Consider the following 14,364-nt stretch of genomic DNA (forward strand, 5'->3'; position numbering starts at 1 on the left):
GCCGGGCGGCGCCGGATCCCCGCGGCTACGCTCGGCCTGTGCCTGCTGCCGTCCCGGTCCCTCCCGCTGCGGGGGACTCTGTCCGGGCCTGGACGGCGGACCGCCTGCTGGGCGCCGGCTTCGAGGAGTCGAGGCTCGGCCCCGCGACGCTCGTGCGCGCGGCCGGGCGGCCGCCCGCCCCCGCGGCCGCGGTGCTGCACGTGCACGGGTACAACGACTACTTCTTCCAGGCCCACCTGGCCGCGGCGTGCGCCGAGGCGGGCCTCGCGTTCTACGCGGTCGACCTCCGGCGCGCCGGGCGCTCGCTCCTGCCGCCCGTCGGCGGCACCCCGGAGGCGGCCCCCGAGGACGGACCCGCCCACGACCCGCCGCCCGCCCACAACCCGCTGCCCGCGCACTACGCGGCGAGCCTGCGGGAGCCGGGCGCGGACCTCAGCGCGGCGGCGCGGGCCGTCCGCGCGCTGGAGCCCGGGCTGCCGCTCGTCGTGCACGCGCACTCCACCGGCGGGCTCACCGCCGCCCTGTGGGCGCACGCCGTGCGCGACGACCCGGCCTGCGCCCCGGACCTGCTCGTGCTGGACTCGCCGTTCCTCGACCTCACCGGGTCGTGGCTGCAGCGTGCGGCGCGCACCCCGGTGCTGGAGGTGCTCGGCCGCCGCCGCCCGATGGCGGTCGTCAGCGCCGCGCCGTCCATGTATGCGACCTACCAGCACGCGTCGTCGGGCGGCCGGTGGGACTTCGACACCGACCTCAAGCGGCCGTCGGGCCAGCCGGTGCGGGCCGGCTGGCTGCGGGCCGTGCGGCGCGCCCAGCTGCGGCTGGCCCGCGGGCTGGGCGTCCCGTGCCCGGTCCTCGTGGCCCGGGCCGCGGCGTCCGGCGCGGACAGCCCCGCCAACCCGCACCTGGACTCCCAGGACACGGTGCTGGACGTGGCCCGCATCGCCGCCCTGGCGCCGCGGCTCGGGGCGGACGTCACGCAGCTTGTCGTGGACGGCGGCGTGCACGACCTCACCCTGTCCGCGGACGGCCCCCGGGGCGTCTACGTCGACGGCATGCTGGGGTGGGTCCTCGGGCGCCTTCCCGTCGCCGCGCCCGGCCCCCCGCCCGGCACCCCGCCCGGCATCGCGCCCGGCATCGCGGAGCGGGACGCCTCGTGAGCACCGCGTCGCCCGGCCTGCCGGCCTACTTCGACGCGCCCCGCCCGCCCGGCGCACGGCGCGGCGTCGCCGCCCTCGCCCACCGCGGGTTCGCCCGGCCCGGCGGCGTCGACAACGGTCTCGAGAACTCGATGGCCGCGTTCGCCGCCGCCGTCGACCTCGGCTTCCGCTACGTGGAGACCGACGCGCACGGGACGTCCGACGGCGTCGCCGTCGCCCTGCACGACGAGTCGCTCGACCGCACCACGGACTCCAGGGGGCTGGTGGCCGACCTTCCCTGGTCCGTCGTGCGACGGGCCCGGATCGGCGGCACCGAGGCCGTCCCGCGGCTGGAGGACCTGCTCGGCACGTGGCCCGACCTGCGCGTCAACGTCGACGTCAAGGGCGACTCCGGCGTGGCGCCCGTCGCGGACGCCGTCGAGCGCACGGCGGCGCACGACCGGGTGTGCGTGACGTCGTTCGACGTCGGGCGGCGCCGGGCCACCGTCGCACGGCTGTCGCGGCCGGTGGCGACGTCCGCCGGCAGGCGGGAGGTCGCGGCGTTCCTGGCGGCCGCACGGCTGCGCGTCGACCCGCTCGCCCGGTGGGCGCTGCGCGACGCGCACGCCCTCCAGGTACCGGTCACCGACGGCCCGCTCACCGTCGTCGACGCCACCACCGTGGCCGCCGCCCACCGCGCCGGTCGTGCCGTGCACGTGTGGACCGTCAACGACGCCCACGAGATGCGGCGCCTGCTCGACCTCGGCGTCGACGGCATCGTCACCGACCGCGCCGACCTCCTGCGCGACGTGCTGCGCGAGCGACGCCTCTGGCCCGCCTGAACCACCGGTCGGGCCCGTCGAGACCAGGGCCGTGGCCACGACGGGCCCGACCGAGGGCAGTTGGTCTCGACAGGCTCGACCGGCGACCGCGTCAGAGGCCGAGCTGGACCTGGACCCCCGGGCGGCCGGTCGGCGGCTCCTTGGAGACCTCCGCGTAGGCGGCGGCGAGCAGCGTCGGGTCGGGTCCCTCGAGCCGCACGGGCTTGGCGACGTCGTCGAGGACGACGAAGCGCAGCAGGTCGCCGCGCGTCTTCTTGTCCCGGCGCATCGCGGACAGGAGCTGGTCCCAGCGGTCGCCGCGGTAGGTGGTCGGAAGCCCGAGCGACTCGAGGATCTCCCGGTGCCGGTCCACCACCGCGTCGTCGAGCTTTCCGGCCAGGCGCGCGAGCTCCGCCACGAAGACCATGCCGACGGCGACGGCGGCGCCGTGACGCCACTGATACCGCTCGGTGAGCTCGATCGCGTGCCCCAGCGTGTGCCCGTAGTTGAGGATCTCCCGCAGCCCCTGCTCGGTGAGGTCCTCCCCCACGACGCGCGCCTTGACCCGCACGGACCGCTCGACCAGCTCGGCCAGCACGTCCCACGTCTCGTCGGTCGCGTCGCCGCCCTTCCAGCCCCGCAGCTCGTCGGCGTGCGCCTCCACCAGCTCGAGGATCCGCGGGTCGGCGATGAAGCCCGTCTTGACGACCTCCGCCATCCCGGCCACGAGGTCCCAGCGGTCGAGGGACTCCAGCGCCGCCAGGTCGCACAGCACGCCGGCCGGCGGGTGGAAGGCCCCGACGAGGTTCTTGCCCTCGGCCGTGTTGATGCCCGTCTTGCCGCCGACGGCGGCGTCCACCATTGCGAGCAGCGTGGTCGGCACGTGCACGACCTTCAGGCCCCGCAGCCAGGTGGCCGCGACGAACCCGGCGAGGTCCGTCGTCGCGCCCCCGCCGACGGAGACGATCGCGTCCGAGCGGGTGAAGTCCGCCTGCCCCAGCACCTGCCAGCAGAAGGCCGCGACCTGCGCCGTCTTCTGCTCCTCGGCGTCGGGCAGCTCGACGGCGAACGCCTCGTAGCCCTGGGCCACGAGGTCCTCCCGGACCGTCTCGCCGGTCGCCGCCAGCGACGCCGGGTGCATCACCAGCACGCGGCGCACGCCGTCGCCGAGCATCCCCGGCAGCTCGCCGAGCAGGTGCCGCCCGATGACGACGTCGTACGGGGCGTCCCCGTTCACGGTCACGCGGACCGACATGCCTGAACCTCCTGTGCGACCTGGTGCGCGACCTCCTGCGGGTCGCGCTCGTCGGAGACCACGTGGACCGTGGCCAGCCGTTCGTAGGTGGGACGCCGGGCCGCCATGAGCTCCACCCAGCGCGCGCGGGGGTTGCCCACGAGCAGCGGCCGGGACTGGTTGAAGCCCACCCGCGGGGCCGCGTGCGCGAGCGCGACGTCGAGGAACACGACCACGCCGCCGCCGGCGGCGTAGCCCTCGAGCGCGCGCTGCGTGTGGGCGTCCATCACGGCTCCGCCCCCGAGCGCCAGCACGCCCGGGTGCGAGGCGAGCGCCGTCGTCACCGCCTCCCGCTCGAGCTCGCGGAACCGCGGCTCGCCGTCGTCGACGAAGACGTCGGCGACGGACTTGCCCGCCGTCGCCTCGACGTCGGCGTCGGTGTCCCGGAAGGCGACGCCCCAGCGCTGTGCGAGCAGCCGGCCGATCGTCGTCTTGCCGCTGCCGGGCGGCCCGATGAGGACGGCCCGGGGCACGCTCGCGGTCATCGCAGCAGCTCGGGGATCGACGCGAGGTACGCGTCGGCGTTGCGCCGCACCTCGGTCACGGAGTCGCCGCCGAACTTCTCCACGGCCGCCTGCGCGAGCTCGAGCGCCACCATCGCCTCGGCGACGACGGCCGCCGGCGGCACCGCGCAGACGTCGGAGCGCTGGTGGTGGGCGGTCACCGCCTCGCCGGTGGCGACGTCGACGGTCGCCAGGGCGCGCGGCACGGTCGAGATGGGCTTCATCGCGGCCCGCACGCGCACGACCTCGCCGTTGGTCATGCCGCCCTCGATGCCGCCGGCGCGGTTGGAGCGGCGCTCGATGCGCCCGTCGGGGCCGCGGTCGATCTCGTCGTGCGCGGCCGAGCCGCGGCGCCGGGCGGTGCGGAAGCCGTCTCCGACCTCGACGCCCTTGATCGCCTGGATGCCCATGAGCGCAGCGGCGAGGCGGGCGTCGAGCCGGCGGTCGCCGTGCACGTAGGACCCGAGGCCCGACGGCACGCCGTAGGCCAGCACCTCGACGACGCCGCCGAGGGTGTCCCCGTCCTTGCGGCACTCGTCGATCTCCGCCACCATCGCGGCGCTCGCGGCCGCGTCGAAGCAGCGCACCGGGTCGGCGTCGAGCGCCGCCGCGTCGTCGGGGGCCGGCAGCGGCGCGCCCTCGGGCACCTCGACCGGGCCGATCGCGACCACGTGCGACAAGAGCCGCACCCCGAGCGCCTGCTCGAGGAACCTGGCCGCCACGAGCCCGAGCGCCACCCGGGTCGCCGTCTCGCGCGCCGACGCCCGCTCCAGCACCGGGCGGGCGTCGTCGAAGCCGTACTTGCGCATGCCCACCAGGTCGGCGTGGCCGGGCCGGGGCCGCGTGAGCGGCCGGTTGCGGGCGATCTCGCGCTCGTCGCCCGTGCCGGCGTCGACCATCAGGGACTCGCGCGGCACCGGGTCGGGCGACATGACGTCGGTCCACTTGGGCCACTCGGTGTTGCCGATCTCGACGGCGAGCGGCCCGCCCTGGGTGAGCCCGTGCCGCAGGCCGCCGAGCACGCGCACCGCGTCTTGCTCGAACTTCATCCGGGCGCCGCGGCCGTAGCCGAGGCGGCGGCGGGCCAGCGCCGCCTGGATGTCGGCGGTGCCGACCTCGACCCCGGCGGGCAGCCCCTCCATCACCCCCACCAGCGACGGACCGTGCGACTCCCCCGACGTCATCCAGCGCAGCATGGGTCCGATTCTTCCACGGGGCGACGAAGCGCCGGACCGGGCGGCCACGGTGCGGGACGGCGTCCACCCCGCACCCGCGCGCGCCCCGTCGGGCGGCGCCGCGGTCAGGTCGCGGCGGGGGCGCCCAGGGCCGCCCCGAGCGCGGCGTCCATCGCCGCCAGGGGCGCCGGCCGGCCGGTCATGAGCCGGACCTGCTCGGCCGCCTGGTGCAGCAGCATCCGCTCGCCGCCGACGACGGTGCCGCCCGCGGCGGCCCAGGCCGCCGAGAGGGCCGTGGGTCGCGGGTCGTAGACGACGTCCAGCAGCACGCCCGACGGACCGCCGCCGTGCGCGGCCAGGGCCGACGCCACCGGGTCGGCCGCGTAGGCCGGCATGGTGGAGACCACGACGTCGGCGACCAGCAGCGAAGCCAACGACGCCGTCGCGTCGAGCACCTCGAAGCGCGGCGTCACGCCCATGCGTGCCGCGGCCTCCTGCAGCGCGCCCGTGCGCCCCAGCGAGCGGACGAGCACCCGGGGCGACGTGCAGCCCAGCTCGCCCAGCGCCGCGAGCGTCGACGCGGCGGTGGCCCCGCCGCCCAGGACGACGGCGCGACCGACGGTCACGTCCCCGCCGAGGCCGCGCTCGGCACGGCCCTCCCGCAGCGCCGCCACGAGCCCGTGGACGTCGGTGTTCGTGCCCGTGAGGACGACGCCGCACTGCGCCGGAGCGACCAGCACCGTGTTCACGGCGCCCACCGCCAGCGCCAGCGGGTCGACGTGGTCCACCAGCGGGATGATCGCCTGCTTGAGCGGCATCGTCAGGCTCAGGCCCGTCCACCCCAGGTCGAGGTCCCGGACGCGCGCCGGCAGGTCGTCGATCGTCGTGTCGATCGCGGTGTACTGCCAGCCGTCCAGAGCGAGGGCGTGGTACGCCGCCGCGTGCAGCGCGGGCGACAGCGAGTGCGCGACGGGGTGCCCCAGCACCGCCGCGCGTCGGGACGTGGTCACCGGCTCAGTACCCGTTCTCCGCTTCCCAGGCCCGTAGCTCGGCCACGTACTGCTCGTGCTCCTCGTTGGTCTCCGAGAACTTCGTCTCCCCCGTGTCGAGGTTGACGGTCACCCAGAAGAGCCAGTCCCCATCGGCAGGGCTTCCGACTGCCTCGATCGACGCTGCACCCGGATTCGAGATCGGCGTCGGGGGGAGCCCGATGCGCGCGTACAACGAGTACGGGTTGTCGAGGTCGTAGTTGTCATCCCGCGTCAGCTGCGTTCCGGGCTTGCCGAGGCCGTAGGCGGTGGAGGCGTCGATCCCTAGCGGGACCTCCTGGTCGAGGCGGTTCTCGATCGCCCGCGCCATCTTCGGCCGGTCCTCGTCGTGCTTCGCCTCGCGCTCGACGAGCGACGCCTTGATCAGGGTTTCCTCCCAGTCCCCCTTGGCGACGCCGGCGGACTCGAGCTCGCTCCGCGTCTGCGCGATCATCGACGTGAGCAGCGACGTGGCGTCGTCGCCCGGCTGCACGGTGTACGTCTTCGGGAACAGCCAGCCCTCGGCGTTGCCGTCGGCGCTCGCGGGCAGACCGATCGACTTGGGCTTGTCCAGCGCGGCCGCGAGCTCGTCGGCGGTGATCGTGGTGACCGACGCGACGCGGTCCACGATCTGGTCGACCGTGTACCCCTCGGGGATGGTGACGTCGGTCTGGATCTTCTCGTTCTTGACCAGGGCGGCCACGGCGTCCGACGCCTTCATCTGGGTCAGCAGCTGGTAGGTGCCGGGCTGGATGCCCGCCGCCGCGGGGTTGGCGCCGAACGCGTCGCTGAACGCGCCGGTGCTCGCCACGACGTCGGCGTCGAGGAGCACGGAGCCCATCTGCGTCCCCGTGGCCCCCTCGGGGATGACGACCTGCACCGGCTCGACGCCCGGGCCGGGGTAGTCCTCGGCCTGCGACCCGACGAAGGGCAGGTCGCCGACGAGGTCGTCCACCTGGTCCCACAGGAGATAGCCGCCGGCCCCGACGACGCCGAGGACCACCACCATCACCACCGCGGTGCGCTGGCGGCGGCGCCGGCGGCGCTTGGCCGCGGCACGCTTGCTGGCCGCCGAGCGGCGCCGCGTGGAGGGTGCAGGCGCCTGCTGCAGGGCGGGGTGCTCGAAGAGGTCCGTCACGCCGGGATCTTCCTTGTGCGAGAGCCGGAGATGGTCAGGTGCTGGTCGGTGCTGGTGCGTCGCCGAGCGGTCACGCGTCGGCCGCCTGTACCCCGACGTGCTCGCCGGCGCGCCTTCGGGTCGCCCGCTCCGCGTCGAGTGCAGATTGCAGAATGATAACGGCTGCGGCCTGGTCGATGACAGACCGGTGGGTTTTTGTTCGCCGTCCTGCCGAGCGGAGCTGCGCGTGCGCGGTGACGGTCGTCATCCGCTCGTCCACCAGCCGCACCTCGACGGGCGCCACCGCCGCGGCCAGCCGGCCTGCGAACTCGCGCGCGTCGGCGGTCGCGCCGCCCTCCGCGCCCGAGAGGTGGCGCGGCAGCCCGACGTACACGACGGCCGCGAGCCGGTCGGTGACCTCCGCGGCGATGCGCGCGACGTCCGCGGTCACGGCCGGCGTGTCGTCGGCGCCCGACGGCACCTCGAGCACACGCGGCACCGTCTCGACGGGCGTCGCGACGAGGCCGTCGGGGTCGCTGCCGGCGAGGCCCACGCGGACCTTGCCGACGTCGACCCCGAGGCGGGCGCCGCGGGGCAGCCCCGCCGACTCGACTGTCTCGACAGGCACGACCGTCGACCGACCCGTCACGCGCCCGCGAGCGCGGCCCGCACGGCCTCGGTGACGCCGGCCAGCGCGCCCGGCAGCGCCGACGCGTCGGTGCCGCCGCCCTGGGCGAGGTCCGGCTTGCCGCCGCCCCCGCCGCCGAGAGTCTTCGCGGCTGACTTCACGAAGTCGCCCGCGCGCAGCCCCGCGTCCCGGGCGCCCGCGTTCGTCGCGACGACGACCAGCGGGCGACCGCCCGCGACGCCCCCGACGGCGACGACGACGGGGTCGGCGTCGCCGAGCCGGCCCCGCACGTCCAGCGCGAGGGCGCGCAGGTCGTCCGCGGACCCGACCTCGCCGGCGTCGTGCGCCACGACGCGCGCGGCACCGACCTGCGGCGCCTGCGCCGCGAGCTGTCCGGCGGCGGCGAGCAGCCGGGACAGGCGCAGGCCGGCCAGCTCCTTCTCGGTGTCCTTGAGCCGCGTCAGGAGCGAGCCGACGCGGTCGGCGAGCTCGTCCGGCCGCGCGCCGAGCAGTCCGGTGAGCTGGCCCACGAGGGCGTGCTCCTTGGCCTGGAAGCCGTACGCGCCGTCGCCGACGAGCGCGTCCACGCGCCGCACGCCGGAGCCGATCGACGCCTCGCCGAGCAGCGCGACGCGCCCGACCTCGCCCGTCGCCTTCACGTGCGTGCCGCCGCAGAGCTCGCGCGACCAGTCGCCGCCGATCGAGACGACGCGCACGCGGTCCCCGTACTTCTCGCCGAACAGCGCCATGGCGCCCAGCTCACGGGCCTGCGCGAGCGACATCACGTCGTCGGTGACCTCGAGGTTCTCGACGAGACGCTGGTTGACGCGCTCCTCGATCTCGCCGAGCGACGAGCCGTCGACGGCGGTGGGCGAGCGGAAGTCGAAGCGCACCCGGCTCGGCGCGTTCTCCGACCCGGCCTGCGTCCGGTCCTCCCCGACGAGCTCGTGCAGCGCCTTGTGGATCATGTGCGTGGCGGAGTGGGCGCGGCTGATGGCCACGCGCCGGCCCACCTCGATCGTCGCCGTGCCGGGGTCGCCCAGCGCCACGGTGCCCTCGGTGAGGCGGCCGCGGTGCACGGACAGGCCCGCGACGGGCCGCTGCACGTCGTCGACCTCGATGGTGGCGCCGCCGTCGAGCACGATGGTGCCCTGGTCGGCGAGCTGGCCGCCGGCCTCGGCGTAGAACGGGGTGCGGTCGAGCACGACCTCCACCGCGGCGGGCGCGGTGGCCGCCGGGGCCGGCACGCCGTCGACGAGCAGGCCGGCGACCGACACCGCGGACTCCGTGTGCGTGTAGCCGAGGAACTCGACCGGCCGGGCCAGGTCCTTCGACAGCGTCTCGTAGGCGCGCAGGTCCGCGTGGCCGGTCTTCTTGGCCAGCGCGTCGGCGCGGGCGCGCTGCTTCTGGGTGGCCATGAGGTCGCGGAACGCCTTCTCGTCGACCTGCACGCCCTGCTCGGCCGCCATCTCGAGGGTGAGGTCGATCGGGAAGCCGTAGGTGTCGTGGAGCTGGAACGCCTCGGCGCCGCCGAGCACGGGGGTGGCGCCCGCGGACGTGCCGGACTTGGCGCGGCCCACGGCGGTGTCGAGGATCGTGGTGCCGGCCGCGAGGGTGCGGCGGAACGCGTCCTCCTCGGCGTACGCCACGTCGCTGATCCGGCCGAAGTCGGCCTCGAGCTCCGGGTAGGAGGCCTTCATGGCGTCCTTGGAGACGGGCAGCAGCTCCGGCAGCGTGACGCCGTCGACGCCCAGCAGGCGGGCGGCGCGGACGGCGCGGCGGATGAGGCGGCGCAGCACGTAGCCGCGGCCCTCGTTCGACGGGCGGACCCCGTCGCCGATGACCATGAGCGACGAGCGCACGTGGTCGGCGACGACGCGCAGGCGCACGTCGTCCTCGGCGTCGGCGCCGTAGCGCTTGCCGCTCAGCTCCTCCATGAGCGAGATGACGGGGAAGACCTCGTCGATCTCGTACAGGTTCTCCTTGCCCTGGAGCAGATAGGCGATGCGCTCCAGCCCGGCGCCGGTGTCGATGCTCTTGTGCTCGAGCTCGCCGAGCAGCGGGTAGTCCTTGCCCTGCCCCTCGCCGCGGACGAACTCGTCGAAGACGAGGTTCCAGATCTCGAGGTAGCGGTCGCCGCCCGGGTCGACGTTGCCGCCGACGGCGTCGGGGCCGTAGGCCGGGCCGCGGTCGTAGTGCCACTCCGCGCACGGGCCGGCGGGGCCGGGCTGGCCCGTGTCCCAGAAGTTCTCCTCGCGCGGCAGGCGCACGATGTGCTTCGGGTCGAGCCCGACGCCGCGGGTGAGCGCCTCGTACGCCTCGGCGTCCTTCTCCCAGATGGTCACCCACAGCCGGTCGCCGTCGAGGCCGTAGCCGCCCTCGTCCTGGGAGGTCGTCAGCAGCTCCCAGGCGAAGTCGACGGCCTCGCGCTTGAAGTAGTCGCCGAACGAGAAGTTGCCGTTCATCTGGAAGAACGTGCCGTGGCGGGTGGTGCGCCCGACGTTCTCGATGTCGTTGGTGCGGATGCACTTCTGCACGCTCGCGGCGCGCGGCCACGGCGCGGCCTCGGTGCCGAGGATGTAGGGGATGAACGGCACCATGCCGGCGATGGTGAAGAGGATCGACGGGTCAGGCGACACCAGCGGGACGCTGGGCACGATCTCGTGCCCCTTCGACCCGAAGTAGTCGAGCCAACGCTGACGGATCTCGGCGGTGCGCATGGTGTCCTTCGTGTGGTGTGACGAGGTGTGGCCGTGGTGACGCCAGAGCGTCGTCGGGGCGGGCGAGCACCACCCCGGCGACCATTCTCCCGCGTGCCGGGAGATGGTCGGAACTTCAATTGTCAGAACGAGTAGCCGAGCTCCGCCTCGTCGGCGTCGGCCTGCTCGTCGGTCGGCACGTCCCGGCCGTCCGATGCCGGCCCGGCGGCGTGCCGCGGGTGGGGGCCCCGGTCGCCGTGCAGGTCGACGCGCAGGTCGCCCGGGCGCAGGCCGCTGGCGCGCACGACCTGCGGGTCGGGCTGCCCGTCGGCGAGCAGCGCCGCCGTCAGCTCGGCCTCGCGCCGGGCACGGGCGACCGTGAACTCGCTGCGGAACGTGCCCACGAACGTCTCGGCGCGACGCCCGGCGTCCTGCGCCGCGCGCTCGACCCGCTGGGCGACGGCCTCGGGCGCGTACTGCGCGATCGCCTTCTTGCCCTGGCGGATCACGACGACCGTGACGGCGACGCCGACGCCGACCCAGAACAGCCGGCGCATCAGCGGCTCGTCCCCGTGCCGTCTCCGGCGGAGGCCCCGCCGCGCGCCTTGCGCGTCGCTCCGGCGAAGGCCTGCCGCACGCCGTAGGAGAACGCCGCGACCTTCACCAGCGGGCGGCCCAGCGTGGCCGCGTACAACCCGGTGAGGGCCGACACGTTCTCGCTCACCTGCGCGGCCGCGGTGGTGATCGTGTCGACCTTGACGAGCTGGTCGTTCGTCGAGGCGACAGTGGTGGCCGCCTCGTCGAGGATCGGCACCGAGTGCTCGGTGACCTCGCGGATGCTGCGGGTCGCCTCGTCGAAGACGCGCCCGAGCTTGACGAGCGGGACTGCCAGCAGGCCCACGAGCAGCACGAACGCGACGGCCGCGATGAGCCCGGCCACGTCACCCACCGACATCAGATCTCTCCTCGCACTGTGGACCCCAAGACGGTCGTCACCCTATCCCGGGGCGGGACGACGGACGCCCCGCCACCCGCGCGTGGCGGGTGACGGGGCGTCCGGGCAAGGCTGGGGTCAGCGAGCGTAGAACTCGACGACCAGCTGCACCTCGCAGGTCACGGGGACCTCGGCGCGCTTCGGCGCACGGGTCAGCGTGGCCGACAGCTTCTCCAGGCTGACCTCCAGGTAGCCCGGGACGGCCGGCAGGACGTCGCGGTGCGCGCCGGCGGCGGCGACCTGGAACGGCGTCGTGGTCTGCGACTTGGGCTTGACCTGGATGGTCTGGCCCGGCTTCACGCGGAACGACGGGCGGTCCACGATCTTGCCGTCGACCAGGATGTGACGGTGCGTCACGGCCTGGCGGGCCTGCAGCATGGTGCGGCCGAAGCCGGCGCGCAGCACGAGGGCGTCGAGACGCGTCTCGAGGTCCTCGACCATGACCTCACCGGTCAGGCCCGGGTGCTTGCGGGCGGTCTCGTACACCTTGACGAGCTGCTTCTCGCGCAGCGCGTACTGGGCGCGCAGGCGCTGCTTCTCGCGGAGGCGGACCGCGTAGTCCGACTCGGTGCGGCGGCGGGCGCGGCCGTGCTCGCCCGGGGGGTAGGGGCGCTTCTCGAAGTGCTTGACGGCCTTGGGGGTCAGCGCGAGGCCGAGCTTGCGGCTCAGGCGGACCTGGCGGCGCGACTTGGTGACAGCAGTCACGGTTGCTTCCTGTCCTGTGGTGATGGATGAGGTCACACCCGACGCGACCCCCACGAGGAGGGAGAGTCGGGTGCGGGACCAGCCGATGGAGCCGCCCGCACGTCTCGTACGGGGCGCTCACGGGGCCGAGGTCCCAGGCGGTCGCCGACGAACGGCAACCGCACCATCCTAACGCATCGCGGTGGCGCCCGACGCGGGCCCGACGACGCCGGCCCCGAGCTCGCACCGGCACCGGCGATCCGGACCCGGGTAGCCTCGGGCGCCACCGGGGCGAAGGCCCCGCCGGCCCGTGTGCCGATCACCGACGAAGGAGTCTCCACCGATGTCCGTCCCCATGCTCTCCCCCGCGTCCGCCGAGGTCGTGCGCGCCACCCTCCCCGCCGTCGACGGTGCGATCGACGAGATCACCCACCGGTTCTACCGCACCCTCCAGGAGGCCCACCCCGACCTCGTGCGCGAGATGTTCGACGCCGCGCGCCTCGCGGACGGCACCCAGCAGCGGGCCCTCGCCGCGGCGATCGCCTCCTGCGCGGCGCTGCTGGTCGCCGACGACGCGGCCGACCCCGCGACGGTCCTGGCCCCCGTCGCGCGTCGCCACCGCGCCGTCGGGGTGCAGGCCCCGCAGTACGACGTCGTGCACGAGCACCTCTTCGCCGCGATCGCCGACGTGCTGGGCGACGCCGCGACCCCGGAGGTCGCGGCCGCCTGGAATGACGTCTACCAGGTCATGGCCCGCACCCTCATCGACCTCGAGGCGCGAAACTGACCCGGTGAGGCCCTGGGCGCGGTTCAGCCGCCGAGGATCTCCCGGATCCGGTCCAGGCGCTCCGTGACCTGACGCTCGAAGCCGCGGTCAGTGGGCGTGTAGTAGCGGGCGCCGGCGAGCTCGTCGGGCAGGTACTGCTGGGCGGCGACGCCGTGCGGCGCGTCGTGCGCGTACTGGTACCCCTTGCCGTGCCCCAGCCCCTGCGCGCCGGCGTAGTGCGCGTCGCGCAGGTGCGGGGGCACGACGCCCGCCCGGCCGGCCCGCACGTCCGCGAGCGCCGCGTCGACGCCGAGGTACGCGGCGTTCGACTTGGGCGCCGTCGCCAGGTGCACCACCGCCTCGGCGAGCACGATCCGGCCCTCGGGCATGCCGATGAGCTGGACGGCCTGGGCCGCGGCGACCGCCGTCTGCAGCGCGGACGGGTCGGCCATGCCGACGTCCTCCGCGGCCGAGATCACCAGCCGGCGAGCGATGAACCGCGGGTCCTCCCCCGCGGCGACCATCCGGGCCAGGTAGTGCAGCGCCGCGTCCACGTCGGAGCCGCGGATCGACTTGATGAACGCCGAGACGACGTCGTAGTGCTGGTCGCCGTCGCGGTCGTAGCGCACCGCGGCGACGTCGACCGCCCGTTCGACGGTCGCGAGGTCGACGACCACCGCCTCGCTGCCGGCGACCGGGGCGTCGGCGAGCGCCGCGCCCGCGGCGGCCTCGAGGATCGTCAGGGCCTTGCGCGCGTCGCCGCCCGCCATGCGCAGCAGCTGGGTCTCGGCGTCGTCCGCGAGCTCGACGGTGCCGGCGAGCCCGCGCTCGTCGGCCACGGCGCGCCGCACGAGCGTCCGCACGTCGTCCTCGGTGAGCGGCCTGAGCGTGAGCAGCAGCGACCGGCTCAGCAGCGGGGAGTTCACGGAGAACGACGGGTTCTCGGTGGTGGCGGCGACCAGGGTCACCCACCGGTTCTCGACGCTGGGCAGCAGCGCGTCCTGCTGGGTCTTGGAGAACCGGTGCACCTCGTCGATGAACAGCACCGTCTCCTCGCCGCCCGCGACGAGGCGGCGGCGCGCGTCCTCGATCACCTGGCGCACGTCCTTGACGCCCGCCGTCACCGCGGAGAGCTCGACGAACCGGCGGCCAGAGACGGTCGCGACCAGATAGGCGAGCGTGGTCTTGCCGACGCCCGGCGGGCCCCAGAGGATCACCGAGCCCGGCGCCGCCCGCCGCGCGGCCTCGTCGACCGGCTCCACGAGCCGGCGCAGCGGCGACCCCGCGACGAGCAGGTGCCCCTGGCCGGCGACCTCGTCGAGGGTGGCGGGCCGCATCCGCACCGCCAGGGGCGCGCCGGGGCCCGGCCGGGCGGTCACCGGGGTCCCCTTGGTTCCGGTGGTCACCGCGTCGAACAGGTCCATGCGCCCAGCCTACGGACCGCGTCCGACAGGCGAGGACCGCCGTCGGCCGCCACAGTGGGCCCGACGAGAGGGCTGGGCGACGAGAGGTGGACAGG

14 protein-coding genes are annotated in these 14,364 nt (G+C 75.1%); 3 read left to right on the forward strand and 11 right to left on the reverse strand.

Going from position 1 to position 14,364, the window contains the following annotated elements; all coding sequences use genetic code 11:
• The first annotated feature begins 38 nt into the window (after positions 1-38).
• Complete coding sequence (locus tag ABD254_RS17465) at positions 39-1,157, forward strand: serine aminopeptidase domain-containing protein (protein ID WP_344249922.1); 1,119 nt, start codon at positions 39-41, stop codon at positions 1,155-1,157.
• Positions 1,154-1,978, forward strand: a complete 825-nt coding sequence (locus tag ABD254_RS17470) for a glycerophosphodiester phosphodiesterase family protein (RefSeq protein ID WP_344249923.1) — start codon at positions 1,154-1,156, stop codon at positions 1,976-1,978. Before ABD254_RS17465 ends, ABD254_RS17470 begins: the two co-directional genes overlap by 4 nt.
• Before the next feature lie 91 nt (positions 1,979-2,069).
• On the opposite strand, the gene aroB is transcribed toward ABD254_RS17470, so the two are convergent.
• The 10 genes from aroB to rpsD all read right to left on the reverse strand — a co-directional run bounded on the left by aroB (position 2,070) and on the right by rpsD (position 12,100).
• Positions 2,070-3,212, reverse strand: coding sequence for a 3-dehydroquinate synthase (aroB, locus tag ABD254_RS17475; RefSeq protein WP_344249924.1), 1,143 nt, complete (start codon positions 3,210-3,212; stop codon positions 2,070-2,072).
• Entirely contained in the window at positions 3,197-3,736 is a 540-nt protein-coding gene (locus ABD254_RS17480) for a shikimate kinase (protein ID WP_344249925.1), read from the reverse strand. Before ABD254_RS17480 ends, aroB begins: the two co-directional genes overlap by 16 nt.
• Positions 3,733-4,950: a chorismate synthase gene (gene aroC, locus ABD254_RS17485; RefSeq protein WP_344249926.1), complete on the reverse strand. Its 1,218-nt coding sequence runs from the start codon at positions 4,948-4,950 to the stop codon at positions 3,733-3,735. Before aroC ends, ABD254_RS17480 begins: the two co-directional genes overlap by 4 nt.
• Before the next feature lie 104 nt (positions 4,951-5,054).
• On the reverse strand, positions 5,055-5,939 hold the full coding sequence (locus ABD254_RS17490) for a shikimate dehydrogenase (protein WP_344249927.1): 885 nt from the start codon (positions 5,937-5,939) through the stop codon (positions 5,055-5,057).
• A gap of 4 nt (positions 5,940-5,943) precedes the next feature.
• A complete protein-coding gene (gene mltG, locus ABD254_RS17495; RefSeq protein ID WP_344249928.1) occupies positions 5,944-7,095 on the reverse strand; it encodes an endolytic transglycosylase MltG in 1,152 nt (383 codons plus the stop codon).
• A gap of 70 nt (positions 7,096-7,165) precedes the next feature.
• A complete protein-coding gene (gene ruvX, locus ABD254_RS17500; protein WP_344249929.1) occupies positions 7,166-7,702 on the reverse strand; it encodes a Holliday junction resolvase RuvX in 537 nt (178 codons plus the stop codon).
• 17 nt (positions 7,703-7,719) lie between these two features.
• Complete coding sequence (alaS, locus tag ABD254_RS17505; protein WP_344249930.1) at positions 7,720-10,422, reverse strand: alanine--tRNA ligase; 2,703 nt, start codon at positions 10,420-10,422, stop codon at positions 7,720-7,722.
• A gap of 122 nt (positions 10,423-10,544) precedes the next feature.
• A complete protein-coding gene (locus ABD254_RS17510; RefSeq protein ID WP_344249931.1) occupies positions 10,545-10,958 on the reverse strand; it encodes a hypothetical protein in 414 nt (137 codons plus the stop codon).
• Complete coding sequence (locus tag ABD254_RS17515) at positions 10,958-11,356, reverse strand: DUF948 domain-containing protein (protein ID WP_344249932.1); 399 nt, start codon at positions 11,354-11,356, stop codon at positions 10,958-10,960. The genes ABD254_RS17510 and ABD254_RS17515 overlap by 1 nt, the downstream gene beginning before the upstream one ends.
• Before the next feature lie 117 nt (positions 11,357-11,473).
• A complete protein-coding gene (gene rpsD / locus ABD254_RS17520) occupies positions 11,474-12,100 on the reverse strand; it encodes a 30S ribosomal protein S4 (protein ID WP_344249933.1) in 627 nt (208 codons plus the stop codon).
• A 322-nt stretch (positions 12,101-12,422) separates the two neighbouring features.
• Between rpsD and ABD254_RS17525 the strand changes: the two genes are divergently transcribed.
• Positions 12,423-12,866 carry a globin domain-containing protein gene (locus ABD254_RS17525; protein ID WP_344249934.1) on the forward strand — a complete coding sequence of 148 codons (444 nt, stop codon included), beginning with the start codon at positions 12,423-12,425 and terminating at the stop codon, positions 12,864-12,866.
• A gap of 23 nt (positions 12,867-12,889) precedes the next feature.
• Here the strand turns inward: ABD254_RS17525 and ABD254_RS17530 are convergent, their stop codons facing one another.
• Complete coding sequence (locus ABD254_RS17530; RefSeq protein ID WP_344249935.1) at positions 12,890-14,269, reverse strand: replication-associated recombination protein A; 1,380 nt, start codon at positions 14,267-14,269, stop codon at positions 12,890-12,892.
• Positions 14,270-14,364: the final 95 nt, after the last annotated feature.

The organism is Isoptericola hypogeus (assembly GCF_039531145.1).
GTDB lineage: Bacteria > Actinomycetota > Actinomycetes > Actinomycetales > Cellulomonadaceae > Isoptericola > Isoptericola hypogeus.

Coding starts and splice junctions, on each gene's coding strand:
- aroB (WP_344249924.1), bottom strand. CDS start 3,212: ATGTCGGTCCGCGTGACCGTGAACGGGGACGCCCCGTACGACGTCGTC.
- ABD254_RS17480 (WP_344249925.1), bottom strand. CDS start 3,736: ATGACCGCGAGCGTGCCCCGGGCCGTCCTCATCGGGCCGCCCGGCAGC.
- aroC (WP_344249926.1), bottom strand. CDS start 4,950: ATGCTGCGCTGGATGACGTCGGGGGAGTCGCACGGTCCGTCGCTGGTG.
- alaS (WP_344249930.1), bottom strand. CDS start 10,422: ATGCGCACCGCCGAGATCCGTCAGCGTTGGCTCGACTACTTCGGGTCG.
- ABD254_RS17510 (WP_344249931.1), bottom strand. CDS start 10,958: ATGCGCCGGCTGTTCTGGGTCGGCGTCGGCGTCGCCGTCACGGTCGTC.
- ABD254_RS17515 (WP_344249932.1), bottom strand. CDS start 11,356: ATGTCGGTGGGTGACGTGGCCGGGCTCATCGCGGCCGTCGCGTTCGTG.
- ABD254_RS17525 (WP_344249934.1), top strand. CDS start 12,423: ATGTCCGTCCCCATGCTCTCCCCCGCGTCCGCCGAGGTCGTGCGCGCC.
- ABD254_RS17530 (WP_344249935.1), bottom strand. CDS start 14,269: ATGGACCTGTTCGACGCGGTGACCACCGGAACCAAGGGGACCCCGGTG.